General features: G+C 59.8%; 21 protein-coding genes and 1 tRNA gene. 6 read left to right on the top strand and 16 right to left on the bottom strand.

The annotated features are described in order from the left end of the window. The first annotated feature begins 184 nt into the window (after window positions 1-184). The gene (locus AC6CIA_RS21315; RefSeq protein WP_498314883.1) at window positions 185-6,322 is read left to right on the top strand and encodes a M3 family metallopeptidase; all 6,138 of its coding nucleotides are present in this window, start codon (window positions 185-187) and stop codon (window positions 6,320-6,322) included. Between the two features lie 17 nt (window positions 6,323-6,339). Here the strand turns inward: AC6CIA_RS21315 and AC6CIA_RS21310 are convergent, their stop codons facing one another. The 5 genes from AC6CIA_RS21310 to AC6CIA_RS21290 all read right to left on the bottom strand — a co-directional run bounded on the left by AC6CIA_RS21310 (window position 6,340) and on the right by AC6CIA_RS21290 (window position 10,873). Beyond that, on the bottom strand, window positions 6,340-7,329 hold the full coding sequence (locus tag AC6CIA_RS21310; RefSeq protein ID WP_498314881.1) for an alpha/beta hydrolase: 990 nt from the start codon (window positions 7,327-7,329) through the stop codon (window positions 6,340-6,342). Beyond that, window positions 7,329-7,769 (bottom strand): tryptophan-rich sensory protein TspO, encoded by a 441-nt coding sequence (tspO, locus tag AC6CIA_RS21305; protein WP_498314880.1) that lies wholly within the window; start codon window positions 7,767-7,769, stop codon window positions 7,329-7,331. Before tspO ends, AC6CIA_RS21310 begins: the two co-directional genes overlap by 1 nt. 135 nt (window positions 7,770-7,904) lie before the next feature. After that, window positions 7,905-8,138 carry a hypothetical protein gene (locus tag AC6CIA_RS21300; RefSeq protein ID WP_498314878.1) on the bottom strand — a complete coding sequence of 78 codons (234 nt, stop codon included), beginning with the start codon at window positions 8,136-8,138 and terminating at the stop codon, window positions 7,905-7,907. Window positions 8,139-8,599: 461 nt separating this feature from the next. Then, entirely contained in the window at window positions 8,600-8,779 is a 180-nt protein-coding gene (locus AC6CIA_RS21295; RefSeq protein WP_498314876.1) for a DUF2986 domain-containing protein, read from the bottom strand. Window positions 8,780-8,815: 36 nt separating this feature from the next. Beyond that, window positions 8,816-10,873 (bottom strand): methyl-accepting chemotaxis protein, encoded by a 2,058-nt coding sequence (locus tag AC6CIA_RS21290; protein ID WP_498314874.1) that lies wholly within the window; start codon window positions 10,871-10,873, stop codon window positions 8,816-8,818. A gap of 276 nt (window positions 10,874-11,149) precedes the next feature. Here AC6CIA_RS21290 and AC6CIA_RS21285 point away from each other — a divergent pair, with 276 nt between their 5' ends. Continuing rightward, window positions 11,150-11,776, top strand: coding sequence for a DUF6630 family protein (locus AC6CIA_RS21285; protein ID WP_498314872.1), 627 nt, complete (start codon window positions 11,150-11,152; stop codon window positions 11,774-11,776). Between the two features lie 30 nt (window positions 11,777-11,806). On the opposite strand, the gene AC6CIA_RS21280 is transcribed toward AC6CIA_RS21285, so the two are convergent. Both AC6CIA_RS21280 and AC6CIA_RS21275 read right to left on the bottom strand, forming a co-directional pair. Next, window positions 11,807-12,313 carry a nuclear transport factor 2 family protein gene (locus tag AC6CIA_RS21280; protein WP_339530378.1) on the bottom strand — a complete coding sequence of 169 codons (507 nt, stop codon included), beginning with the start codon at window positions 12,311-12,313 and terminating at the stop codon, window positions 11,807-11,809. Between the two features lie 31 nt (window positions 12,314-12,344). Continuing rightward, on the bottom strand, window positions 12,345-13,415 hold the full coding sequence (locus AC6CIA_RS21275; protein ID WP_498314870.1) for an aldo/keto reductase: 1,071 nt from the start codon (window positions 13,413-13,415) through the stop codon (window positions 12,345-12,347). A 150-nt stretch (window positions 13,416-13,565) separates the two neighbouring features. Here AC6CIA_RS21275 and AC6CIA_RS21270 point away from each other — a divergent pair, with 150 nt between their 5' ends. Further along, the gene (locus tag AC6CIA_RS21270) at window positions 13,566-14,465 is read left to right on the top strand and encodes an AraC family transcriptional regulator (protein ID WP_498314868.1); all 900 of its coding nucleotides are present in this window, start codon (window positions 13,566-13,568) and stop codon (window positions 14,463-14,465) included. Window positions 14,466-14,734: 269 nt separating this feature from the next. Here AC6CIA_RS21270 and AC6CIA_RS21265 read toward each other — a convergent pair whose 3' ends face one another. Further along, window positions 14,735-15,430: a tRNA (adenine(22)-N(1))-methyltransferase gene (locus AC6CIA_RS21265; RefSeq protein ID WP_498315026.1), complete on the bottom strand. Its 696-nt coding sequence runs from the start codon at window positions 15,428-15,430 to the stop codon at window positions 14,735-14,737. Between the two features lie 309 nt (window positions 15,431-15,739). On the opposite strand from AC6CIA_RS21265, the gene AC6CIA_RS21260 reads away from it, so the two are divergent. Beyond that, window positions 15,740-16,630: a bestrophin family protein gene (locus AC6CIA_RS21260; protein WP_498314866.1), complete on the top strand. Its 891-nt coding sequence runs from the start codon at window positions 15,740-15,742 to the stop codon at window positions 16,628-16,630. 31 nt (window positions 16,631-16,661) lie between these two features. Here AC6CIA_RS21260 and AC6CIA_RS21255 read toward each other — a convergent pair whose 3' ends face one another. After that, window positions 16,662-17,807 carry an MFS transporter gene (locus tag AC6CIA_RS21255; RefSeq protein ID WP_498315024.1) on the bottom strand — a complete coding sequence of 382 codons (1,146 nt, stop codon included), beginning with the start codon at window positions 17,805-17,807 and terminating at the stop codon, window positions 16,662-16,664. 216 nt (window positions 17,808-18,023) lie between these two features. On the opposite strand from AC6CIA_RS21255, the gene AC6CIA_RS21250 reads away from it, so the two are divergent. Continuing rightward, the gene (locus AC6CIA_RS21250; protein ID WP_498314864.1) at window positions 18,024-18,644 is read left to right on the top strand and encodes a TetR/AcrR family transcriptional regulator; all 621 of its coding nucleotides are present in this window, start codon (window positions 18,024-18,026) and stop codon (window positions 18,642-18,644) included. Between the two features lie 5 nt (window positions 18,645-18,649). On the opposite strand, the gene yghU is transcribed toward AC6CIA_RS21250, so the two are convergent. Beyond that, on the bottom strand, window positions 18,650-19,498 hold the full coding sequence (gene yghU / locus AC6CIA_RS21245; protein WP_498314862.1) for a glutathione-dependent disulfide-bond oxidoreductase: 849 nt from the start codon (window positions 19,496-19,498) through the stop codon (window positions 18,650-18,652). Between the two features lie 233 nt (window positions 19,499-19,731). Between yghU and AC6CIA_RS21240 the strand changes: the two genes are divergently transcribed. Continuing rightward, window positions 19,732-20,034, top strand: a complete 303-nt coding sequence (locus AC6CIA_RS21240) for a hypothetical protein (protein WP_339530388.1) — start codon at window positions 19,732-19,734, stop codon at window positions 20,032-20,034. Window positions 20,035-20,106: 72 nt separating this feature from the next. On the opposite strand, the gene AC6CIA_RS21235 is transcribed toward AC6CIA_RS21240, so the two are convergent. From AC6CIA_RS21235 to AC6CIA_RS21210, 6 genes are all read right to left on the bottom strand, one after another. Then, window positions 20,107-20,182: transfer RNA gene (locus AC6CIA_RS21235), tRNA-Asn, on the bottom strand. A gap of 368 nt (window positions 20,183-20,550) precedes the next feature. Further along, complete coding sequence (locus AC6CIA_RS21230; RefSeq protein ID WP_498314860.1) at window positions 20,551-22,065, bottom strand: ABC transporter substrate-binding protein; 1,515 nt, start codon at window positions 22,063-22,065, stop codon at window positions 20,551-20,553. A 1-nt stretch (window position 22,066) separates the two neighbouring features. Next, window positions 22,067-23,035: an ABC transporter ATP-binding protein gene (locus AC6CIA_RS21225; protein WP_498314858.1), complete on the bottom strand. Its 969-nt coding sequence runs from the start codon at window positions 23,033-23,035 to the stop codon at window positions 22,067-22,069. Next, a complete protein-coding gene (locus AC6CIA_RS21220) occupies window positions 23,032-24,000 on the bottom strand; it encodes an ABC transporter ATP-binding protein (RefSeq protein ID WP_498314856.1) in 969 nt (322 codons plus the stop codon). The genes AC6CIA_RS21225 and AC6CIA_RS21220 overlap by 4 nt, the downstream gene beginning before the upstream one ends. Then, window positions 23,997-24,854 carry an ABC transporter permease gene (locus AC6CIA_RS21215; RefSeq protein WP_498314854.1) on the bottom strand — a complete coding sequence of 286 codons (858 nt, stop codon included), beginning with the start codon at window positions 24,852-24,854 and terminating at the stop codon, window positions 23,997-23,999. Before AC6CIA_RS21215 ends, AC6CIA_RS21220 begins: the two co-directional genes overlap by 4 nt. After that, window positions 24,851-25,798 carry an ABC transporter permease gene (locus AC6CIA_RS21210; RefSeq protein WP_498314852.1) on the bottom strand — a complete coding sequence of 316 codons (948 nt, stop codon included), beginning with the start codon at window positions 25,796-25,798 and terminating at the stop codon, window positions 24,851-24,853. Before AC6CIA_RS21210 ends, AC6CIA_RS21215 begins: the two co-directional genes overlap by 4 nt. Window positions 25,799-25,800 lie beyond the last annotated feature (2 nt).

Raw genomic sequence — 25,800 nt, 5'->3', positions numbered from 1 at the left:
CGCGACAACAGCCCGCTGCGCGCGGGCAATTTCGCGCCAGGTCGACTTCGGCTCGTTGTGACAGGCCGAATCCGGCCGGCAGCGCTGTCCCGCGCACGGTTCCTCGCCGAGATGGATATGTAACGCCTCCCCGATCCGCTTCTTGAATAAGTTGTCGCTTCCGACACTTTCTCAGGAAGAGAACATGCTGAATGACAACCCCTTGCTTGATCCCGATGACTTGCCGTCGTTCACAAGGATTCGCGCGGAGCATCTGGTACCTGCCATCGAAAAAATCATTGCTGACAGTCGCCGCAAAGTCGCCGGAATCATCGTCAGCCAGACACCTTTTCCTACGTGGGACGACCTGGTACTGGCAATGGATGCCATAAAATCCCGGCTCGAAAGCACGCTTGAAGTGATCAATATTCTTGGCACCGTCAGAACCGCGCAGACCTGGACCGCCGCCGTGGCACGCTGCGCTGACTTGGCCGCGGCGTACAAAATGCAACTGGCGCAAAACACCGAATTATTTGCGTTGTATCAAGCACTCGCCGACAGCCCGGCCGCCGCCTTGTTTGAAAAGCCCCGCCAGAGAGTGCTGCAGAAAATACTCCGGGAATATCGATTATCCGGAATGGACCTTACGCCGCACTCACAACGCCTTTTGAGCGAGTTGAACAGCGAAATCAAGCGACTGGAAGACACCTTCAAATCGCACTCGCGCCTGGCAGCCGATGCCTGGAGCCAGCACGTTACAGATGAAGCGCTGTTGGCAGGTCTGCCAGCCCCGATAAAACGGTACATGGCGAAAAAAGCCCAGGAAAAACATCTACCGGGCTGGCGGCTCGACTTGAGCAACGAACCGTTTCAAATGGTGATGCGGTATGCCGAACATCGTCCGCTGCGCAAAGCTGTGTGGGTCGCGTTTTACTCAAAGGCGTCGGCTCAGGGTTATGACCCCGCCCACAATAACGATGAGGTATTGGCATCGTTGCTGAATGCCCGACACAAGAAAGCCAGGCTGCTGGGCTACGAAAACTTCGCTGAATTTGCCCTTGAAGGGCAGATGGCTGACTCCACTGAGCACGTAACGGCATTTTTACGCAACGCGGTGGATGAACAGCAGGATGCGTTTGCCCGGGAAGCCGAGCAACTTGAAGCGCGCGCGATACAGCACGGTATTACTGAGGTACAGCCTTGGGATTATGAATTCCTCGGCGAAAAAATACGTCAGGACGAAGCAAGCGCTTATGAGCCGTTACATGAATATTTTCCGTTGGAAAGAGTCTTGAGCGGCTTATCCCAATTCACCCAGTTGCTCTTTGGCGTCGAAGTACTTGAGCGTTCGGATGTTGAGGGCTGGCACTCGGATGTACGACTCTTCGAAGTCAGAGAGTATCAGCAAGCGATTGGTTATTTGTTTGTGGATCTTTACCAGAGTGCCGTGAACGACACAGAGGGCGAGACGATCGGGCTGCGGAACCGCCGCATCACTGCCGAAGGTCGACCCAAATTACCAATGGCCATTCTGCGCAGCGGGCTGTTTCCGCGCAGCGATGATAAACCCCACCTGCTCGACCACCAGAAGTTGCACGTGATACTGCATGAATGGGGGCATTGTCTGCAGCAACTTTTGACACAGGCGGCATATCGGGACATTTCCGGAATAAACGGATTGGCGCACGACACGGTTGAGTTCGCCGGCCAGTTCATGGCGCAGTGGTGTTTTTCCAAAGCGTTTCTGACCTGGCTATCGAGCCATTACGAGACTGGCGAAACGATTCCGGAGACGCTGCTGGAACAACTGATGACGGCTCTGCGCACACAAACCAGTTGGGCAACAGCCGATTCGCTGCTGATGATGCTTTTCGATTTTGAAGTGCATTTCACCCAGGGTGATGGTCGCAGCGCCCACGAGATATTCGAGGCAGTAAACGCGGTTGTCGGCCACTTGCAGTGGCCAGAGAATGTACGTCCTTTCAACGCTGCGCAGATGATGACTACAGGCTTTGCGGCGAGGGTCTATTCCTATAAATGGTCGTACGTGCTTGCCAGCGCCGCGTTCGAAAAATTCCAGAACGAGGGGGTTTTCGACCCCGCGACGGGACGCGCCTTCCGTGAAGCTTTTTTTGCCCAGGGCGACGCGCGCTCATTGATGCAATCGCTCGAGGTCTTTCTGGGTGCACCCTATACAGCCAGGCTGATGCGCGCCGTTGGTCTGCGCGATCTCAAGGCATTGCATCGCACGGAGGAATCGGCGGGAGCAAGACATGGGCTCGGACGCCCGCAAGCCGATACAGCCCCGGACCCCAGCGCCCATCTGACAAAGCGGATAGAAGCTTCACAGCGACAAATGATGCGTCTTGACGCGGCCGTACCGCTGGCTTCAGCCGTGGCCACGGAGTGTCTTACCGAGGCATTTAAAACCGCGTTCCCCTCACTGGCGGACCAGGTCTCGGTCGCGGAGCTGTCAGTGCGCTGCGTGCGGCAAGAGCCTATCCCGCCCGCGGAACGGTTGCCCGGCGGGGCGCTTTTCAGACACACAGTGATAGACACCCTGCCCCTGCAAACGCTGTTCTGGCGCTCACTTGCCGGAAAGACCGACGTGCATGAACGTTTCCTCGACATGAGCCTGATCGAGGTGGTCCGTCATACGAACGGCACCACGCAAGTGCCCGCTTCCCTGAACAGCAACCACGCAAAAGACAGGCTCGAGCGACTGCTGAACACTACGCCGCTCGCGTACCCAAGACAGCTTGAACGGGCACTGGACACCTTCTGGGAGACGCCTGCCACCTTCAGCCAGGGCCACAGCGTCAGCGACTGGCTGGCTCAGGAATTCAGCACCCAACTCAGCACCCAGGCCGATCTATGCAGGGCTGACGGGACGCTCGGTCCGCAGTTGCACAAGGCCGTGATCGATTATGCCCTCGCGGTACCGCACGACACATCCCGTGAAGCTCGCCTAGGGGTATACGCCTTTCACTACACCCCCGCAGACTGGGGGGCCAGCGTGCCCATGCCTGGCGCGTTTGCGTTGACCCTGCACAACCCCGACGCGCAAACAGAAGCAATGCTCTACAGCCTGGGTCAACCGCTTGAGGTGTACAGCAACCTGTCGCAGCTCAAGACGGGCCTGATGCAGGACAGTGCGACAAAGGAAGAGGTGCACGCTGCGCCGATGACGCAAAAGCTGTTTCCACGACGGGTCCAGGACCTGCGGGCCAGGCAGCAAGACGCCGTGAGGAATATTATTTCAGGCGGCCCGGCAGAAGAAGAAGATGTTACCGCCTGGGTCGACAGAATCGATGCAGCATTGAACCTCTCAGGGCAGTTGGACTTGGCGCAAGTCCTGGACGAACACCAGTTTCGGCTCAAACAGCAAGCGCTGGACACTTGGCTGCATGCCAATCGCGCAGTCAGCGGCAGTGATCGCCTCGCCTGGTGGGCGGCGGCGCGGGATTGGCGAGAGGCGGTGGTCGACCTGACGTCCCTGCCACCTGACCCGGCGACACTGGGAACGCCAGAAGCCCTGCGCAAATGGACCCGCACGGAGCTTGCCCGTCTGATCGAGGACAAATACCCGCCCGCCGACCCTGATGCGGTGTTTCTGAGTATCCACAAACAGAAAATCGACCCGCGTGCGCCCGTGGGCGCATCTCCCTACGGCTCCGGTCTGGCGGTGACCGACCTGTCGTATGTGGATGACCGTCGTTCGCTGAGCGAATGGGCGATCTCCAACCTGACACCCCGAGAACGCAACGCACGGTACCATGGCGCGGAAGGTCCGCTGAGCTACGAAGCCATGTGCGAGCTGATCGAAACCGCTGACGTGGGCAGGCGTTTTCTCGAATGGCTCGGTCCTGAAGCCCGACAACGGCAGACCGAATGGATGGCCTTGAAAGCCAGGCAGATCCGGGCGCACCTATGGACAGCTCATATTTCCGGTGACCTGACGCCTGACAGGCACAATACAGGGCTGCAGCTGGTGCTGGCCGCGCTGGACAGCCCCGAGCCTGAAGGGCGTGGGACGGTCAACGGGTACGAAGTGGTGGTCCATCAACTGCAATGGAACCACGACGTACTGAATGACGTCCTGGCGTTTGCGGTGAAGACCCCGGCGAGCCGGCCTTCGCTGACGCTGTACACCCCCGGGGCGCCTGACGGCAAGCAATTCAGGGAGGTCCACGCCGCGTCCATCCGGACACTGGGCGCAGCGGTTACCCAGGCGCTCACAAGCTCCCGGCAGATGCTGCTCTGGCTTATTTCAAAGTTGCCACTGGCCGCGCAGGCTGATCAGTTGGACAGCATCACACCGACCTCGCCGAACCTGACGACACAGGCGAAAATAAAACAGGTGACGCAATCGATTTTCTCCCCCACCCGGTATCGGGCACGGGAGAGTTTTACTTCGGGGATTTCCTTTCCTGTCGCGACAGAGAATCTGCTGAAGGTGCTGCACGAAACGCAGATAGCCAACGCGCTGAAGACTGCCGATGTACTCACCGTGTCCAACGCCGAGCGCGACAGCACGGCGGCGCAGGAGGGACGTAAAAAAGGCCTGGCCCTGCTGACCGGCGCCATGTCGATGTTCCCGGCAGGCCGGATGGGTGCAGTGTTGGCGCGCTCGGTCCTGCCTGAAATGGTGGGCGGCGCCGCAGTGGCGGCGATAAAGGACGAAGGTGGCAGTGCCAGCCAATGGGTCAGTGATTTCATCGGTGGATTGGGCGAAGTGCTGGCAGAGGGCGGTGAAGACCTGATCATGAGCCACGCTGGCAGAAGAAGGAGCAAGACAGGCGTTTCGTCGTCGTCCGTTCCTCGCCTGTACGACCCGCAGTTGAAGCCTTTCCAACTTAAAGGGTTCGATGATAAAGGGCTGGTGCCCGAGGGCCGTTACGTATTCAGGGACGCGGGGGGACAAGGCTATCTGAAACAAGGCAAGAACTATTATAAGACCGCCGTGCAAGGGGGCCAGCGCATTGTGTACGCGCCGAATAACCGCGCGCAACAGCGGACAGTGCGTTGGGAGGACGGCAAATGGCGGGTTGAAGAGCGATCAAGAGCACTGGGTGGCGGTCAAGGTTCAATCTCACCCGGGGTTCCGAAGGCATCCCAACAACAGCGCAAACATGCCTTGGTGCAAGGCGTTCTGATGCCCATGCGCAATCCCCCTCCCGCAGAAGCCGTGGTTGTGAGAGCGTCTATCAACGCCATGCCCACGGAGCTTGCCCACCGTATACTGGATCAGACGTTGCACGACTTCGACACGCCAACCATCGATCGTTTTCACACACTCATCAGCGATGTGCAAAATAACCGTCTCAACCCCACGCTTTATAAATTCGCCTACCAGACCCTGAAGTTCAAATTTTTCCTGTGGCGGGCTGTGGATGCGCACATCCAGCACTTCGAAGAACATTTAACTGGCATCACCTTTACGGACGCCCAAAAAATAAAACTATTTGATATAGCACTTCTTCTCAGAAATGAACTGGTTGACAGCGATAATAAATTTACAAAAATTGAAATGACGGTGATGCCGGATAATTTTACCGGCGCAGTATTCATTGCTTTAACTCCCCCACAGGGCAAAAACAAGGTAGCACTCGAAAAACTCAAGCACGAAATGACCCAATTGCTTTCTGAGGCAGAGGCTATATCCGTGGCTAATCTGAAAATGCGATTCCCTGGGGAAGCCCACCAGGTAGCAGCCGCGATAAAAGAATATATAGAGGCCCCCGGCAACCGTGACGCGTATAAAAAAATGATGCTGGAGACGCTCAGGGCGCAAATGAAAGCCAAAAACAGACTTGGCTTACTCACGGAAATCCGCAACCGCGGCATTCCTTACATCGTGGTTAAAAAAGGAACCTCACAGCAGAAATCCAAAATGACCACCAGTGAAGATATTCAGCGCTTCACCAAGGATCTCTCGAAGTACCAGGAACCCTTTGAGATTGAGCCGCTGACCAAGGTTACGTCGAAGAAGGTAGAAGGCACACCGGCATCCGTGAGCGGAGCGCCCCGTGTGCCGGAGGCCCCAGCCACGGCAGACACGTTTACGGTCACCCTTGGCCCGCTGGCGGAAACGCAGATGTCCTACGACAACTTCCCCGCCCCGGCCAAAGCCAAAATCATGGAAATTCTGGAAGATATCCGCTCCGGCAGAGCCACGACCAAAAGGATCAACGGGTATTACTGGTACGACATGGCCCAGCTGGAACCGGGCGCTGGCCGGGGAGCCTGGCGCGCCGCGTTTGAACGCACGGGCACGACCTGGATACTTCAGGGTTTCTATGATTACCACAGCAACAAACCCGCGACGGTCTGGGGAGAGTAAGCAAAACGGCGCGACGCTCAGCCACTCAAACCCGCAAGCCGAGCCGTTATCCAAGCGTGACTGTGCGCAAGTACCTTGCCCGCCAACGCATACGGAAAATGGATAAACCCATGGGCAGAAGCCGGTAAGAGGTGCAGCTCAACCGGCGCGGACGCCCTCCAGCGTTCCGCCAGCTCCAGTGTGTCGTCGCGCAACGGGTCCAACTCGCCGGCAAACATCAGCGCGGGGGGCAGCCCGGTAAAGTCGCCATACAGCGGTGACAAGTGCGGCCGTCGACGCTCTTCGTCGCTCATGCCTGGCGTCAGCAGGCGCAACGCCTCGACCATGCCGGGGCCGTCCAGTACCAGCGTGTCAGGTCCCGCCGCGCGCACGCTTGGCGTTCCCGTCAAGTCGTAGACGCCGTAATACAGCAGCGCCCCGCTAATCCGCCCAAGCAGGTCGGGCCACTGCTTCAATGCCAGTAAGGTGGCAACGGCCAGATGCGCCCCTGCCGACTCGCCCACGACGATAACCGGCAGGCCCGCGAACGCCTCGCGCTCGTCACTCAACAACCAACGAGCGGCCGCCAGACAATCGTCCATCAGGCCTTCGACCGGCGTGGTGACGGCGAGACGATAGTCGACCGAGACCACGACCACGTCGCACGCGTTGACGATGGCCAGGTTCAGGTCGTCATTCATCTGCGCGTTACCGATCACCCAGCCGCCACCGTGGAAATCCAGCACCACGCCTTTGGCTCTGCCCTTGGGCCTGATGATCCGTACGGGCACTTGAACGTCGCCCGCGCCAATCACTTTGCTGTCGGCCTCAAGCCCCTGTTTGCGCAACTTACCCGCGCCACCCAGTTGACTGGCGCGCAACAGCGCCTGAATCACGCGGGGCGTGAAGCGATTGCGGATCCGGAAGCGCGGCAACCAGGCGAGCGTTTTATTGAAACGCCGCACCTGGGCCAGTTCCTGTTCGGTGACGGGCCAAAGCATCGTGGCTGGGCGTTCGGAATCGCTCATCAGCGGTTATGCCGCAGGATGGAAAAATTCAACGCGGCGGCGACAGACAGCCACACCAGATACGGGAACAGGATCAACCCGGTGATCAGGTCCAGCCGCAACGCCATAACCACCATTGCCGCAACCACCAGCCACAGCAGCGTGATGATGACCAGTCCGGCGAACATGCGCTGTGCGCCGAAAAACACCGGCGTCCACAAGGTATTCAAGGCAATCTGCACGGCCCATAACGCCAGTACCATCTGGCTCCCTGGTAGCTGGCTCAAGCGATAACCGGCCCAGGCCAGCAGCAGATAGATAAGCGTCCAGGCCACCGGAAACAGCCAATTGGGTGGAGTGAAGCCGGGCTTGACCAGCGATTCATACCATTGGCCGGGCTTGAATATGATGCCGGTGCTGGCCGCAGCGCCGCAGGCGAGAAGGAAGATAAAGAAGGTCATCGTCTGTCCTTGGTTGTCAGCTGTCTGGAGGTTGTTTCAGGGTTGGACGCCCCGGGAACCCTGAAAAGTTCACTGTACCTGCAACAGCCGACTCGCCCCGCGAAGGACGTCAACGATAACCCGCGGCGCTGAGGTCTAGTCTTTCAACTCGCTCAACCGATGGCTCGCCGCGTCGTCATAGGCCACATACAACGATTCTGCGACCTGGCTTTTGATGGCTTTGGTGCTCTCCAGCCCCAGTACAAACCCCTCGGCCTTGCCGCCGGCGCGGTTCAGGTCTGCTTTTGTATCGGCACCGGTGATGGCGTCCATCAGCTTGGCAGCGCGTGGGCCGACGCCTTTGGGCAGGCTGATCTGGTCGATGCTCATTGCGCCACCTCGGATGCAAGAGAGACGGGGGTGTTGCGGGTCAGCGAGGTCATTGGCGACTCCTGAAAAGTGAAGGTCGGGAGCGCAAGAAACCACTGCCGGGGCGCACATGGTAGACCGCTATGGCAATTAAAGGGGGACAGAGTGCTCAAGGCCGGCCCGCGCACCCTTCGGCTGATGTGCCGCGAGTCGACGTCGAACAAACAGCATGACGTCTACACATTCACGGCCTTGGCGTTTGTACGCGGATTCGCAGCTGACCGAGCAGAGTTGCCGGTGCAACTGTCTGCGACCACTGTAGGAGCGAGGGGGGCGCCTAGCCCTTGCTCGCGAAGAACTCATAGGCGCCGCGTTTATCCAGGAAACACGCGTTATCGTTGACGTTCTTCGCGAGCAAGCTCGCTCCTACAATGGTCGCTATTGGCTTAACTGAACAGCATTGCGTTCCTGTCTCGGCCCATTCAAACCTTGTCGCTGCCTGCGGCTTCCGCGCAAATGACTGGCTCCTCACTGGATTCGGCAGCCAGCTTCAAGCGATCAGCCTTGCTGATATACGTATTCTTGCTGGCCGGGGCCAATTTGGCACTGGCTTTTTTGGCGTGGGCTTTCAACAACTGCTTGATTTTTTTACGGCGATTCATGATTTCTACTCAGCGTGTAAACGCTTGAATGATATCTCACCGCAACCGAAACCTCGCCGTATTCCCGCTCAACGCCCGGCTTCCCTCACTCAGCATGTCCGCCGCTTCGTTCACTGCCCGCGCGCCCTCCAGCAAGCGCCCCGCAGCCTGATCCACCTGTTGGATATTCCCACTCACCTCATCCGCTGTCGCCGCCTGTTCCTCTACCGCCGCCGCAATCTGCGCCAAGGTATCGGTCACGTTTTGCACAGCGCTGGCAATCTCCCCCAACCGATTGCCCAACCCTGTCACCGCTTGCGCATCGGTCAGCGCCTGGTCGCACGCGGCCGCCATCAAACTGACCGCCTGGCTTACGGTGGCGCGCAGGCTGTCGACGGTGCTGGCGATTTGTGCGGTGGAGGCTTGGGTGCGTTGCGACAGGCTGCGCACTTCATCGGCGACGACCGCGAAGCCGCGACCTTGTTCGCCGGCCCTTGCGGCTTCGATGGCTGCGTTGAGTGCCAGCAGGTTGGTCTGTTCGGCAATGCCACGAATGGTGTCGACCACCGATTGGATTTGCTGGCCTTGCTGGCTCACCTGATTCAGTGCGTCGGCGGTATCGGTCAGGCGCTGGTTGAGTTGCTGGATGCTGGCCGTGGTGCGTTGGCTGTCGTGGCTACTGTCTTCGGCAATGCGCCGGGTCTGCTGGGCGCTGCCGGAGGCCTGCTCGCAGCTTTTGGCGACACCCAGAGAGGTCGCCGCCAATTGTGTGGCCGCCGCCGCGATCTGGCTGATTTGGTGTTGCTGATCTTCCACTTCGGTGAGGGTGCTGCCCGACTGCACGGTGAGAGTCTGCACCGCAGCACCCAATTGCTGCGTTTCGTGATTGCCCCCCAACAGGCTGGTGCGCAGTTGCACCACCGCAACGTTGAGCGCGGCGCTGATGGCGGCCAGTTCGTCGCGCCCTTCAACGGCGACCTCGACACACAGATTGCCGTCACGCAGGGATTCGGCCAGGGTGGTGATGCCACTGGCGCTACGGCGAATCGAAGCTTGCAGGCATATGAACAGGTACAGCGCCGCCAACACCAGCAGACTGAACGTCGCCGCCACCGGAATGAATTGTTTGAGGGAACGGTCGCGGTAGTAATCCAAGCGCGCATCCAGAGCATTCAATGATTGATTGCGCAGCGCGCCCAAGGTCCCGAGCATGCCGTCGACGCTGCCGTCGAACGCGTCCGTGTCGAGCTTGATCGTGCCGTCGAATACGCCGTCGTCCAGCACTTTGAGTTGGCTATCCAGCAGTTGCGAGCTGCTGTCGTATTGAGTGATCCAGGGTTCCATGCCTGGGTATTGCTTGGCCCTGAGCGAAACCGCGGCCTTGGCCAACTGCTCCCGGGCATCGCCAATCCGACCGCGCAGGTCGCGCATCTGCAAACGGCTTTGCAAGCTGAACTGCCCCGAGGCGATGGACGACTGGCCGACGCTGGCCATGCGCCCGATACGCTCGATCAGATCAGGCGCGTGCTGCGTGGCAATTTGCATCATCAGGTAGGTTTCAAGCCAGGGGTCGAGGATCAAACCGGCATCCAGGGTGATCTGTTCGCGCAGGGCCTGCATCGCACTCAGCGCCGAGGTGAAGCGATCATAGCCATCCGGCCACCAGCCGACGGTGCGCAAGGACTGGGTGTCCATGCCATCGACCGCGGCCTGGAGCGTCGCCAACCGCGCCAGGACTTGCGCGCTGGCATTCTGAGCCTTGAGTGAGTCGCCCAGGTTTTGCAGGCTCTGCACGATCAGCGGATGGTTGGCATCGACCGCAGCCATTGCCGTCTTGGCCGCAGGCGTGGGTTCACGCAGAATATCGAGCGCTTTCCAGCGCGCCGCCAGGTTGCGCTGAGCGGTCAATTGGTCATCCAACGTATCGAGCATCAACAGTTGCCGCACGCCGGATTGCTCATTGGCAATCACCGCAAGCTTGGCGCGATAGTCCTGCCCCATCATCCACAGGCTGCCGGCCAACGGCAGCATGAACAGGAAAAACAGAATCTGAAACTTGCGCGCAAAACCAAAACGCCCGAGCAGACGGATACCTGGCGATAAAACACGTTGCATGTCCGACGACTCCCCTGAACAACCTGCACACTTCAATGGTGGCTGAAGCATTGAAATGATTAGCGGCCAAATGCCATGTCATTGATTGGGAAGGCCCAAGCAAGAAACGGACCGTGGGTCGACGACCTTGGAAACACCGGCTGTGGCGCTGCATCAGCAGCGCCTTGGTGCGCAAAAATGGGGCAAAAGCACTCAGTGGTGAAGGTGGGACTGTAACCGTCAGCGGCTCGGTGGCACACTTCGTCGACCCTGCGAACGGGGTGATCGTCCACCACCGTGATTGCAGGGATTCGCCAGACATTACCCGCAGGGAACCTTATGGGCTTTTTAGAACGATTGTTTGGTGGCCGTTTCACCCTGCCGCCGCCCGATGAAACCAATCTCAGCAGTTCGGCGATCCTGAAAGAGCTGCGACCCGGGGCACAAAACCCGGCTCAACGGCAAGCCTTGAAGACGCTCGCCGAGACCCTGCTGGCAAGGGCCCCAGAACAGGAAGGGGCGAGACTTGTGCGGCGTATCCTGCGCAAATATGCGATGGGGGACAGTACCTGCACAGCGCTTACAGAGGGGTTGCTGGATGACGCCAGGGGACAAAAGCTCGAATACCTCGCGCTGTTGAGCGTCGATTGGAGAGGTTACGACGAGTTTGAATATTCGGCGCCCTATCTGGTTGAGGCCGCCGGCCTGCCGCAGACTTATGTCTACCGGCACACCGGCACCTCTTCGATGCCGGAAGTGCTTGAACACTTTGATCAATGGCTGGCCGGCTTTGGTAAGCGGTTTGTGCACCTGGACTCTGAAGATGACCGTTACACCGGCTTTATCGTCGCGGTTGATCAGGTGGAGGCCATGATTGAGCTGGCCCGAGCTTCGGATATTCGCGTCAGCCTGGATAGTTTTTGAATCACCAGAGCCGAGCACGAAACTGACCGCTCATTGCGTCGCTGCCGCTGGAATCCGCCGCAACACATCGTCATAGGGCGCAAGGTCGAGAAACGCGGTGACTTCGAACGCCTTGCCGTCGCGCATGTGGAAGATCCAGGCATAGCTGTTGTGGTAAGGCTGCCCATCCTGCGCAACGCCGAGGCCGTCCCATTGAATGATCACATGATCGCCATCTGCCCAAACCTGCTTGTTCAGCGGTTTTACCGGACTCGACAAGCGTGACACGAACGGCCGAACGGCGTGTTCGATGAACCTGTCGACGCCCCGATAGGTCCCCGCACTCGGGCTCGAGCCCTTGATCGTCCAGATCACGTCCGGCGCCAGCATGTCGCTGAAGAACGTGCTGCCACCCGCGGCCCAGCGATCGAAGGCCTCGGTGACGAGGTGTTTGTTGCGCGCTTCGACCTCCGCGCTGGCCACAGCGGGTAGCAGCCCGCTGCCGACCACGAATGCCAAGGTCGCTGCGCGCAGGTTTTGAAAAAGTGACAGGAACATGTCGAGACCTCCTTTCAGTGTCGGGTGGGCCTTACGCCCGGCGTTGCAAATGAGTGCCGCCAAAGATCAATTGCTTAACCATCGGCCGCGCGACAAAACGCTCTGGAAAGATCAACTCGGGTGCACTCGCCTGATCCAGGCGGGCAATGTGTTCATCCTGCAGCTCAAGGTCGAGCGCGCCCAGATTATCCTGCGCCTGCGCCAGTGTCCTGGCACCGAGCACGGGGGCGACCACCGCCGGATTGAGCAACGTCCACGCCAGGGCCACCTGCGAGGATGTCGCACCAATCTCGCTGGCGATGTCGCCGACGACACTGGCGATGCGCAACGAGCGCTCATTCATATGCCCCGATGAGCTGATCACGCCTTTGCGGGTCGCCGAAACACCGGCTTCGCTGGCTTGCTGCAAATCGTCGTGCGTGTATTTGCCGGTCAGGATGCCACCGCCCAACGGCGACCACGGCAACACACCCAACCCCAGCGCTTCGGCCATCGGAATCAACTCGTGTTCGACACTGCGCTCGACCAGGCTGTACTCGATCTGCAACGCCACCAACGGCGACCAGCCGCGCAAGTCCGCGAGTGTCTGCAACTGCGCGACCTTCCAGGCCGGGGTGTTGCAGATGCCCAGGTACAGTACTTTGCCGGCGCGGACAAGGTCGTCCAACGCGCGCATTACCTCGTCGCTGGAGGTGGTGAAATCCCAGGCATGCAGGTACAGCAGCTCAATGCGATCGGTATCGAGTTGCTTCAGGCTGGTCTCCACTGAACGCATCAGATTCATCCGGTGGTTACCACCCGAGTTGGGGTCACCGGGATCACGCGCCATGGTGTACTTGGTCGACACGACGAGGCGCTCGCGCTTGCCCTTGAGGAACTGGCCCAGGATGCGCTCCGATTCACCATTGGTGTAGTTGACGGCCGTGTCGATAAAATTGCCGCCCTGATCGACGTAGCTATCGAAGATCCGCCGCGCTTCGGCTTCCTCCGCGCCCCAACCCCAGTCGGCGCCGAAGGTCATGGTGCCCAAGGCGAGCGGTGAAACGCGCATACCTGATCGTCCGAGCAGGCGATAGTGGTCGAGTGCTGTGATAGTGGGCATGATGTTCTCCTTACAGGGCTTGGATATAAGCGTGTAGGAAACGAGTCTGCCTTCAACGGCGCATGGGCTTGTAACAGGATCGTCCGGCGTTCTTGCAGGATTATCCAACCAAGTGCCGAACCACCTTCACACACGTTCAACGGAGTACGCATGGGCACTCTGGAAATGCTGGTCGATCTCATCAGCCGCCACGCCCCGGCGGACGGCATCCATCACACATCGATCGCAGGTGTCAGCCTGGTGCGTTCGGGTGTACCGACAATGCCCATGCCGGTGGTCTACGAGCCGACCCTGTGCCTTATCGCCCAGGGTCGCAAGCATGTTACGGCGGGCACGGCGTCGTATGTGTATGACGCGGCCACGTACCTGGTCGCGTCCGTGGATATCCCCGTGATGGGCTCGGTCATAGAAGCGAGTGAAGCCGCGCCCTATCTGTGCCTGGTACTCGACCTGGACATGACCGCGCTGAGCGAACTCGCCTTGCGCCACCCGGCCGCGGAAGAGAAAAATCCGCGACCTGCCTCCGGCATCGTCCTCAACACCACCACCCCCGAGCTGCTGGACGCGGCGCTCAGGCTTGCCAGACTGCTGGATAATCCAGGCGACATCGAAGCACTGGCGCCGCTGATCGTGCGAGAAATGCTCTACCGATTGTTGACCGGAAACGGTAACGGCGGGGTCCGGCAAATGGCCAGGGCCGACAGCCGTCTGCGGCAGATCGCCAAGGCCATTGCCTGGCTACGCAGTCATTACCACGAAAGCTGCCGGATCGATGACATCGCCGACCTCGCCGGCATGAGCCGCTCGACGTTTCACGCGCATTTCAAAGCCGTCACCGCCATGAGCCCACTGGAGTTTCGTAGCCAATTGCGGTTACAGGAAGCTCGGCGACTGATGGTGGCCGAAGCGCTTGATGCGGCCGGTGCCGGGTATCGAGTGGGTTATGACAGCCCTTCGCAGTTCAGCCGGGACTATGGGCGGATGTTTGGCATGCCACCTGGCAGGGATGCGGTTCGGTTGCGGGGTGTGGCTGAATCGGTCACCGAGTGAGGCAGGTTTTCAGGTGCTGGGGCGTTGCTGCGGTCGTGGTTTAACGGGACGCCTATCAAGAGCCAGAGCCGCCTTCTGTAGGAGCGAGCTTGCTCGCGAGAAACCTGAGAGCGCCTCGGGAGGTCAGATTTCCCGTGTCATCGTAAACGACCTTCGCGAGCAAGCTCGCTTCTACAGAGGGAACACGTTCACAAAAAATCAGGTCGGCTATCAGGCCGCCGTGCTTCGGATTTTGATCGTAGAGTGATGGGAGAGGGTCAGGGTGGTTCTCAAGCCAGCAATTCGGTGATCCAACGGACCTGCTCGGCGATAGCTTGCACCTTCTCCTCAGGCAGCGTCTGCCGCGCCCGGGCGAAATGATTCAGGGTCTTCTGCTTATGGCGCAACAGACGCTGCCACTTGGCCAGGAACGCCGGGCTGCGGACCTGCATTTGCAGCGGGCCGAAGTACAGTTGCTCGGCGGTGTAGCTCACCGGGCCGGTGCGTTCCGCGACGATGATTTCGTAGTCGAAGCGGTTTTCCCGCAGCAGCTCCTCGCAGAGGATGCGGTAGCCGTTTTCCATCAACCATTGGCGCAATGGCTGCTCGCCGCCGTTGGGTTGCAGGATCAGACGTTCATCGCCGCTCAGGCGTGCCTTGCCGCTGTCGAGAATGTCGCGGATGGTCTCACCGCCCATGCCGCAAATACTGATCGCGGTGATCCGGTCTTCCGGCTCGATCGCTGCCAGGCCACTGGCCAGGCGCACCGTGATGTAGAGCGCCTGGCCATTTTCGCGCACACTGCGCTCGGCCGCGTGAAACGGCGTTAATGCCACCTCCCCGGCCACCGCCGCCGCAATGGCACCGCGGCGCATCAGCGCCACCGGCAGATAGCCGTGATCCGAGCCGATATCGGCCAGCCGCGCACCGGCTGGCACATGCGCCGCGACACGCTCCAGGCGCAGGGACAATGTGTGTTGGTTCAACTGCGGTTCCTTTTCAGCACCCATGTGCCATACCGTTGGCGGCGCATGATGCTGGGTGCGAGCGGCTGGGTAAAGCGCCAGTGTGGGTCAGGTGACTGAAGGTGGGCTGAACCCCGCGGACATTTTGCGATACACGATGATTGCGCTCCGCGTGGGAAGTCTTTAACCGCATAAATCCCGCCGCGCCCCTCCCCGACTGAATCGATTCAGGCCTCGTCATCATTGATTACAGCTTTGCGGCGAACCTTTGTCCGGCAACATCGTCGGAGCTAGGACACCGATGCTTACCGCACCCTGCGAGGTTTCCGTTTGAAAGCTGCCATCATCAAAAAGTACCGCTTGATTATCAAGACCATGGGCTATGTCGGTTGGGCGCTGTTCTGGCTGCTGCTCTGGGACATTGCGGTCACCGTGGATTTCATGCTGTTCCTCAACACCAAGATCAACCTGCCGCTGATGCCCCTGACGTTGCTGGGTTCTGCGCTGGTGGTGCTGATCAGTTTTCGCAACAGCAGTGCTTATAACCGCTGGTGGGAAGCGCGCACGTTGTGGGGCGCGATGGTCAATAACTCGCGCAGTTTTGCCCGCCAGGTACTGACGCTGCTGGATGACCCGGACCAGGAGGTCAACCCGATCAAATCGACGCTGCTGCGTCGTCATGTGGCGTATGTGAATTGCCTCGCGGCGCACCTCAGGGGAGAGCCGTGTCCGGTGGAAGTGCAGGCGTTCATTCCCGGTGACGAATTCGCCCGCAGCGGCACCACCAATAACTTTGCCAACGATATCCTCACCGGTTCCGCCGCGCTGCTGGCCAGGGAGTACAAGGCCGGGCGCCTGGACAGCATTCGACTGGCGCGGCTGGAATCGACCCTGGTCGACCTGTCCAACAGCCAGGGCGGTATGGAGCGGATCGCCAACACACCGCTGCCCTACCCTTATGTGTATTTCCCACGGCTGTTTATCTCGCTGTTCTGCCTGATCGTGCCGGTGGGACTCGTGGAGTCCCTGGGCTGGTTCACCCCGCTGGCATCGACGGTGGTCGGCTTCATGCTGTTGGCCATCGAGCGCATCGGCACCGACCTGCAAAGCCCGTTCCGCTCAAGCGAACACCAGATCCAGATGGAAACCATCTGCGAAACCATCGAGCGCAACCTGCAGTCGATGCAGCGTGACTCGTTGGGTATCGAGCGTATGAGTTAACAACGCGCTGCGACACCGGGCCCGCCGTTTTTCAATGAGCGACGACGGGTTTGTCCAGGGTGCGTTTTCCCGGTTTGAACCCATGGGTGCGCGCCGACCAGGCAATGGCAAACCCGATCACCAGCAACACCAGCATCGCCCACGGGAACGACGCCACACCCCATGTATCCAGCAGCACTCCGCCTGCCACGCCACTGCCGGCGATTGCACAGTTCCAGGCCACCACGTTGAGCGACAGCGCCACATCCGCCCCATCACCCGCGGCATCCGCCAAGGCCGTTTGCAGCAAGGTGGCGGCACCGCCGAAGCTCAGCCCCCAGACCGCCACGCCGACATAGATCACCTGCGGCACCTTGGCCAACAGGCCAAATATCAGGCAGGTCGCCGCAAAGGCCGCCAGGCTGACCAGCACCGTCTTGCGTAACAGCGGCTCGACCCGTTTGGCGGTGATCCAGATCCCGGCCAATGCGGCGATGCCAAACACCAGCAGCACCACATCCACTCGCCCCAGCAGTCCGGCAGGCGCGACAAAGGGCGCGATGTAGGTATAGAGAATGTTGTGTGCCAGCATCCAGGTAATCACTACCGCCAACACCGGGCGCACGCCAGGGGTCGTCAACACTTGGCGTAATGGCAAGCGTTGGTGGGCAGCTTGTCCGGGATAATCCGGCACCTTGAGCAATACCCAGACGATCAACAACAGCGTCATCAGCGAAATGATACCGAACGCCGTACGCCAACCAACCACCCCGCCCAGCCAAGTGCCGAGCGGCACGCCAAGTGACAGCGCAATCGGCGTGCCGACCATGGCCAGCGCCAACGCCTTGCCCTGCTGTTCCGGGGCCACCATGCGCCGGGCATACCCGGCCAACAGGCTCCACGCCAGGCCTGCCGCCACCCCGGCGAAAAAGCGTGCAACCAGTGTGACTGCGTAGTGAGATGACCAGGCGGTGATCGAATTGAACAGCAGGAAACCGACAATGGTCAGCAACAGCACGTTACGTCGGCGCCAGCCTTGCGTCGCAATCGTCAGCGGGATCACCGCCAGCATCGATCCCAGCGCGTAGGCCGTGACCATCTGGCCGGTCAACGAGGGGGAAATCGCCAAGCCCGCGCTGATCTGCGGCAACAGGCCTGCCGGCAGGGTTTCAGTGATGATGCAGATAAAGCCTGTCATCGCCAGGGCCAGCAAGGCACCGATGGGTAAACGGTCAGGCTCGGCAGCGGCAGCGGCCGAGGCAGAACGGGAAGGATTCACAGTGAGCGTTCCTGAGTTGAGTGGCTGAAGGACGAGTTAAATACCGATTGGTACAAATGTTGACGGAGGCACGCTTACGTTGTCAACGACTTATGTATCGAATAGTATTTAAGTCATCACTCAGAGGAATTTGTCATGGCGCAGATGGGCCGCCCCCGCAGCTTCGACCGCGATCAAGCCATCGAACAGGCGTTGCACCTGTTCTGGGAGCATGGTTACGATGCCACGTCGTTGAGTCACTTGAAGGCGAGCTTGGGCGGCGGAATTTCCGCGCCGAGTTTTTATGCGGCCTTCGGTTCCAAGGACGCGCTCTTCCAGGAATGCGTGCAGCGTTACCTGGGCACGTTTGCCCAGGTCACCGAATGCCTGTGGGATGAACAGCTGCCGCCCCGCCAAGCGATTGAAACCGCCTTGCGCCAGTCGGCACGCATGCAGTGCGAGGACGGCCACCCCAAAGGCTGCATGGTGGCGTTAGGCGTGATGAGTGCGCCTTCCCCGGAAAATGCCCATGTGAGTGCCGCCCTGACTGCGTCGCGAGCGCGTACGCGTGCCGGAATCGTGGCGTGTGTCGAACGCGGCATGGCCGCCGGGGCGCTCCCCGCCAACGCCCATGCCTTGGCGGTGGTGTTCGACAGTTTCCTGCAGGGTATTTCGATCCTTGCTCGGGATGGCGTGAGGCATGACCTCATTGATGCCGCTATCTCGCACATCATGCTGGCCTGGGATCAGTCGGCGACTGAAAATCCCGGCCATTGAGCACATCAGTCGATTCCACGACCGTCGAAATCGCCCGCAGCATGCCGTTCCGGCAACTGCTCGGCAGGCTCTCCCCACACGCGATTGACGATCCGTCCGCGCTGGACCGCGGGCCGTGCGTCGATGGCGTCGGCCCAGCGCATCACGTTCTTGTAGTCCTGCACCGATAGAAATTCGCCGGCATCGTACAAACGACTTTTCACCAGGGCGCCATACCACGGCCAGATCGCGATATCGGCAATGGTGTACTCATCACCGGCGATGTATCGACTTTGCGCCAGTTGTCGGTCCAATACATCGAGCTGACGCTTGGCTTCCATCGCGAAACGGTCGATGGCGTACTCGATTTTAGTCGGCGCGTAGGCGTAGAAATGCCCAAACCCGCCGCCCAGGTAGGGCGCGCTGCCCATCTGCCAGAACAGCCACGACAGACACTCAGCTCTGGCCCCAGGCTCCGTCGGCAAGAACGCGCCGAACTTCTCGGCCAGGTATTGCAGAATCGCCCCGGACTCGAAAATCCGGATCGGTTTTGCCCCACTGCGATCCATCAGCGCCGGTATTTTCGAGTTGGGGTTGACCGCGACAAAGCCGCTGGAGAACTGATCGCCTTCACCAATTTTGATCAGCCAGGCATCGTATTCCGCGCCGGCGTGCCCAAGGGCCAACAGCTCTTCCAACATGATCGTGACCTTCTGGCCATTGGGCGTGGCCAGGGAATACAACTGCAGGGGATGATCGCCCACCGGCAGGTCTTTTTCATGGGTCGCGCCCGCGACAGGCCGGTTGATATTGGCGAATTGCCCGCCATTCCCGGTGTTCCAGGTCCAGATCCTTGGCGGAAGATAATCGGTCATGCTTTTACTCCTGAGGCACTGGGTCATGACGAAGGGAAACGTATAGGACTGTAAACGCCTATAGCACATCTGACCTATATGCCCACCCTGAAAGCCATGCTGAAATAAATTTCTCCAGTTAGTTAGCCAGATCAGGCGGGTGACTTAAACCCCCTTGATTTAAACGTTCTCTCAAGCGTGGGCGATTCCAACCGCCGGGAACTCATGAGAAATACGATTAAGGAAGATATGGTATGAACAAAACCTCTATGCTTGCCCCCGCTGTGCTGCTTCTGGCAGGTGCGCTGGCAGGCTGCTCGACCAATCCCAACGTCTTGCAAATGCACAAGGTCACCGCTGAAGCAATTGGCCTGGCCTCGACGGATGAGCTGACAATGGGCCCGGTCACGAAAGGGAAAGAGGACTTTCTCGGCGGTACGCAGTTGACGTACAAGGCGACTACCGCCAAGGGCCGCGTCTTCAACTGCTCGACGTTCATGACCCCGGGGATTCTGCTGGATCCGCCGACATATTCGCGGCTTACTTGCACCAAATAAACCGCTCTGCCGGATCAGTGGGTGAAATTCAAGGCAAAAAAAAGCCTGCATCTCTGCAGGCTTTTCTTTATCTGGCTCCACGACCTGGACTCGAACCAGGGACCCAATGATTAACAGTCATTTGCTCTACCAACTGAGCTATCGCGGAATACGTCGTATGTTACTGATTAAAAAGGACAAGTCAAGCACTGAGCAGGCTTGGGTGAATTTCCAGGCAGTTGGTCCACTTATAGGATAGGAGCGAGCTCGCCCCGCTCCCATAAGCATAGGTACCTACACAATTTTGCCCCAAGCAGCAGATAGCGCTGTTGGCGAGCGGGCTTGTCCCGCGTTGGGCTGCGAAGCAGCCCCAGTAAGCCGAATGCGGTGTATCAGATACTCCGTAGCGGCTGGTTTTGGGGCTGCTTCGCAGCCCAACGCGGGACAAGCCCGCTCGCCACAGGGGATGTCGTCAGTTTCTGAAAGTTGTGTAGATACCTATGCCCATAAGTGGAGGTCGATGTCGCTCTCCGGGTGTCAGTTCTTCACCACTTCCTCAAGGGTAAAGCGCCCCATCGGGTTTTGCAGGAAGTTGCTGACGTTCTTGCGTGAGATGTTGATATAAGGGCTGTAGTACAGATCGATCCAGTTCACGTCCTGCTTGGCCATTTTCTGCAGGTCGACATACATTTGCTCACGCTTGACCGGATCAGCCTCGATCCGCGCCGCGGCGACCAGGTCCTTGACCTTGTCGTTGGTGTAGCGGGTCATGTAGTTCTGGTTGGTATCGTGGCCCAGGACAAAAGTGGTCTTCTGGTCCGGGTCGAGAATGTCGTTGGTCCAGTACATCACCGACAGGTCGTACTCGCCGTCCACCAGCATCTGCCAGCTTTGGGTCGGGTCGACCTTCTGCAGGTTGGCAGTAACCCCGACCTTCGACAGCTGGTCCTTGATCATCACCGCTATCTGCTCATCCGCCTCGTTGCCGGCGTTGACCACGTAGTTGAGCTTCAAGTCCTTGGCACCCGCATCGGCCAGCAGCTTCTTGGCCGCAGCCGGATCATAAGGACGCTGCAGATTGTCGGCATAGTGAAACAGTGAGCCTTTCGGAATGTAGGAATACGCCACTTCGCCCTGGCCGAAGGTGGCAGTTTTCACCAACGACTTCTTATCGATTGCCATGTCCAGCGCCTGACGCACTTCAGGCTTGGCCAGTAATCCGTGGGAATGGTTGATCAACAGGTGATCTTCACGGGTGGACGGGTCGGAGTGAATCACCACGTTCTGGTCTTTCTTCAGTTCCTCGACGCGGGAGAACGGTACGAAGATCGCGGTATCCAGCTCGTTGTTCTGGACCATGCGCATACGGGTGTTGTCATCGGTTACGGAAACCCATTCCACACCGTCCAGGCTTACGCTCTTGGCCTGCCAGAAGTTGGGGTTTTTCTGCAGGATCACCCGATCGCCCTTGAGCCACTCGTCAACCGTGAACGCACCGGACGTCACCGGGTTCTCGGAGTAGGCATCCTCGCCCATTTTCTCCATGGCCTTTTGTGACAGGATCGACACGGTCGGTGACGCCACCTGCGAAAGGAACGGCACCGATGGGGTTTTCAAAGTGACCACCAAGGTCTGCGGATCGGCCGCCTGGGCGGTATCGATCAGCTTGAACGAGTCACTCCACAACGAAGCCTTGTTGTCGCGAATGCGCAACAGGCTGAATACCGCATCATCCGCCGTGATCGGCGAGCCATCGGAGAACTTGGCCGCACGCAGTTTGAAGGTGTAGGTCAGGCCGTCCTTGGAGACCTCCCAACTTTCAGCCAGGCCCGGCACGAGCTTGGTGCCCAGGTTATCCACCCGCACCAGGGTGTCGTAGACGTTGGCGAACACCCAGGTATCGCGGTTTTGCGCGCTTTTGATCGGATCAAACGTAGTGCTGTCTTCACGGCAACCGATGGTCAACACGCCAGCAGCCTGAGCCAAACCAGCGGTCAACGACCACGCGGTGAGCGTGGCGGCGGCGAGCAACTTCAAGTGGCGGGATTGCATGTCATAACTCCTTGTCAATGAATGGCGATTGTTCAAGCACACAACTGTAACGATGATCTTGCAGAAAATGGGTCGGCGGTAATTGCTCGCGACATGTCTCACGAGCGTGCCGGCATCGGGGGTGGAAGGCGCAACCTGTCGGCAAATTCAGCGGGCTCGGCGGCTCGCCGGGCAAGGGTTCGCCAGACAACGGCCGGTGCGGATCAATTTCCGGGATCGCCTGGATCAGCGCGGCGGTGTACGGATGACGCGGCGCCGTGAAGACCGCCTCCACCGGCCCCTCCTCGACAATCTTGCCCAGGTACATCACCGCCACCCGGTCACACAGGCGCCGGACGATGGCCAGGTCATGGGCGATAAACAGAATCGCCAGGTTCATCCGCGCCTGCAGCGCCAGCAGCAGGTTGATGATCTGGCCCTGAATCGACACATCCAGGGCGGCCACACATTCATCGGCGATGATCAGCCGCGGCTCCACCGCCAACGCCCGGGCGATGCCCACCCGCTGACACTGGCCACCGCTCAGGGAGCCCGGTTTGCGCCCGGCCAATTCCGGACGCAGGCCGACCAGCTCGAGCAATTCATTCACCCGCTGCGGTATCTGTTGCGGCGCCACCTTGCGCTGCACCTGCAACACTTCGGCAAGGGTCTGACCGATGCTCAAGCGTGGGTTCAGGGCGGCATAGGGATCCTGGAAAATCATCGCCGTCTCGTGGCGCAAGCGGGCAATATCGACCGGGCCTCCGTCGAACAACACCTGCCCGGCACTGATGGGATTGAGGTGCAGAATCGCTCGACCCAGCGTGCTTTTACCGCTGCCCGACTCGCCTACCAGGCCCAGGGTTTGCCCGGCGGCCAGGGTCAGGGAGACGCCATTGACCGCCCTCACCCATTGTTTATTGAGCCCGAACAGACCGCTGCCGACAGCCGCAAAACGCACCTCGAGGTCCTTTACCTGCAACAGGGTCATCGGCGGTCTCCCAGTGGATAGTGGCAGGCCACGCGTGGACCGACGCCAGTCAGTTCCGGCAGTTGCTCGGAGCACAACGCCCCGAGATGCGGGCAACGCGGATTGAAACGGCACCCGTCGGGTAACGCATCAAGCAACGGCGGCTGCCCGGCGATGGTGCGCAGCAGCGCATGACCGCTGCTGGTGGCGGGCTGACAGTCGATCAGTCCGGCCGTATACGGATGCTGTGGACGGGCCAGCAGCTCGTACTTGCTGCCGTGTTCACAGAGTCGCCCGGCGTACATCACCGCAATCGAATCACAGGTCTGCGCCACCACGCCGAGATCGTGGGTGATCATGATGATCGACAGGCCCCGACGATCGCGCAAATCGAGGAGCAGGCGCAGGATTTGCGCCTGCACCGTGACGTCCAGCGCGGTGGTCGGCTCATCGGCGATCAGCACCTGGGGGTTGCAACCGAGGGCCACGGCGATCATCGCTCGCTGGCGCATGCCGCCGGAAAATTCATGGGGATAGTTGTCAACCCGCTGGCCGGGATCGGGAATGCCGACCTGGCGCAGCACTTCGATGGCTTGCAGGCGCGCGTCACGTTTCGAGGCGCCCTGATGCAGCCGAATGCCCTCGGCGATCTGCTCGCCAATGCGCATCAACGGATCGAGGTGGCTGCTGGGGTTCTGGAAAATCATCCCCAGTCGCCCACCCCGCACCTTGCGCATACCGGCGTCATCCAGGCCCAACAGATCCTGCCCGGCGAGGCGCACTGCGCTGCCGTGCACGCGCAGGTTGGGTGACGGGAGCAGGCGCATCACCCCCCGGCACGCCATGGTCTTGCCCGAACCGCTCTCTCCCACCAGCCCGAGGATTTCCCCTTCGGCCAGGTCAAAGGACACGCGGTCCACCAAGGTCACATCGTGACCAGCGTTTTGCGCAATGACGCTCAACTCGCGCACCTGCAGCAGACTCATGAGCGGTCCCCCAGCACATGCGCGACGCCGTCGGCCAGCAGACTGAAGCCCATGGCCAGGGTGACGATAGCCAAGCCGGGAAAGGTGCAGATCCACCAGGCAGTGGTGATGAAGGCTTGGCCCTCGGCGACCATCGTGCCCCACTCGGCCGTCGGTGGTTGCACGCCCAGGCCCAGGTAACTGACCGCAGCGCCGTTGAGCAATACCAGTACCGCGTCGGACATGGAAAACACGATCGAGCCGAACAAAGCATTGGGCAACAAATGCCGAAACAGAATGCGTACGTGGCCAAACCCAAGGCTTTTGGCCGCCAGCGCAAAATCGCTTTCCTTGAGCACCAGGATCTGCGAGCGAATCAACCGTGCGTAAGACACCCAGCCCACCAGCGCCATGGCGATATAAAAGCTCTTCAGACCCGGCCCAAGGATGGCCATGATCGCCAGCATCAGCACCAGAAACGGAAAGGCCAGGATCACGTCGATCACGCGCATGCAGAAACTGTCGAAACGCCCGCCGATATAGCCGGACACCGCGCCCACCACGGTGCCGATCACAAATGGAAAGATCACCCCGAGGATGGCCAGTTGCAGATCGATACGCGCGCCCCAGATCACCCTGGACAGAATATCGCGGCCGTAATTGTCGGTACCGAATGGATGGGCAAGGCTGGGGGCCGTCAAACTGATGTCGGTGTTTTGCGCGATAGGATCAAAGGGCGCGATCCACGGCGCAAACAACGCCAGCACCAGCCAGGCCAACAGGATCGCCAGCCCCCAAGCGGCGGTCAGCCGACCGTTGCGAAAACCGAAACGCAGGCGCAAGCGCCAGGCGGGGATCAGCGGTCGACTGCTCATTGCATTTTTACCCGTGGGTCGAGCGCCACTGTCACCACATCAGCGATAAAGTTGACCGCCACCGTGGCGCAGGCCAGCACCATGGCCACGCCCTGCACCACCATGTAATCACGGGTGAAGATCCCGCGCACCAGCAATTGGCCGATGCCGGGGATGGCGAACAGGCTTTCGATCACCACTGTCCCGCTGATCAACCAGCCGATGTTGACGGCCAGCAGATTGACCGCCGGCACCAGGGAATTGGGTAATACGTGACGTCGAAACACCTCCCGCTCCGACAGCCCACGCGCCCGGGCAGCGGTGACATGATCGGCCTGCAACTCCATCAACATGCTCGCCCGCAGGTTGCGCACCAATACCGCCGACAGCGCCAATGCGATGGTCAGGCAGGGCAACACCATGTGATGGGCCTTGTCCAGCCAAGTGCGACCGTAACCCGACACCGGGAACCAGCCCCATTGCACACTGAGCAACAGGATCAGCATCAACCCCAGCCAAAACGCCGGCATGCCCAGGCCGACGGTGGTGAACAAGCGAATCAGATTGTCCGGCCAAGCGCCTTTATTGCGCGCCGCCAGGGTGGCCAGCGGGATGGCAATCAACAGCGCCAGCAAAACACTGCCCAGCACCAGAAACAGGGTTGGCTCGATGCGGGTGGTGATCAGTTTCAGGGCGTCGACTCTGTACAGCAACGACTGGCCCAGATCGCCATTCAGCAAGTTCTTCAGGAAGTAGAAATACTGTTGCCACAAGGGTTGGTCGAGACCGTACTGGGCGCGGATTTTCAGCAGCGCGTCCGGGGTGCTGCGCGAGCCGAGCAAGGCTCGCGCCGGATCGCCGGGGATCGAGCGCACCAGCACAAAGGTAATCAGGCTGATACCCAACAACACCGGCAGCAACTGCAGCGGCCGGCTCAATACAAATCGGTAACGCGCCAGGTTCATCC

It is taken from the genome of Pseudomonas sp. GQ91, from assembly GCF_059758795.1.
This window is presented reverse-complemented; position numbering and strand designations above follow the sequence as displayed.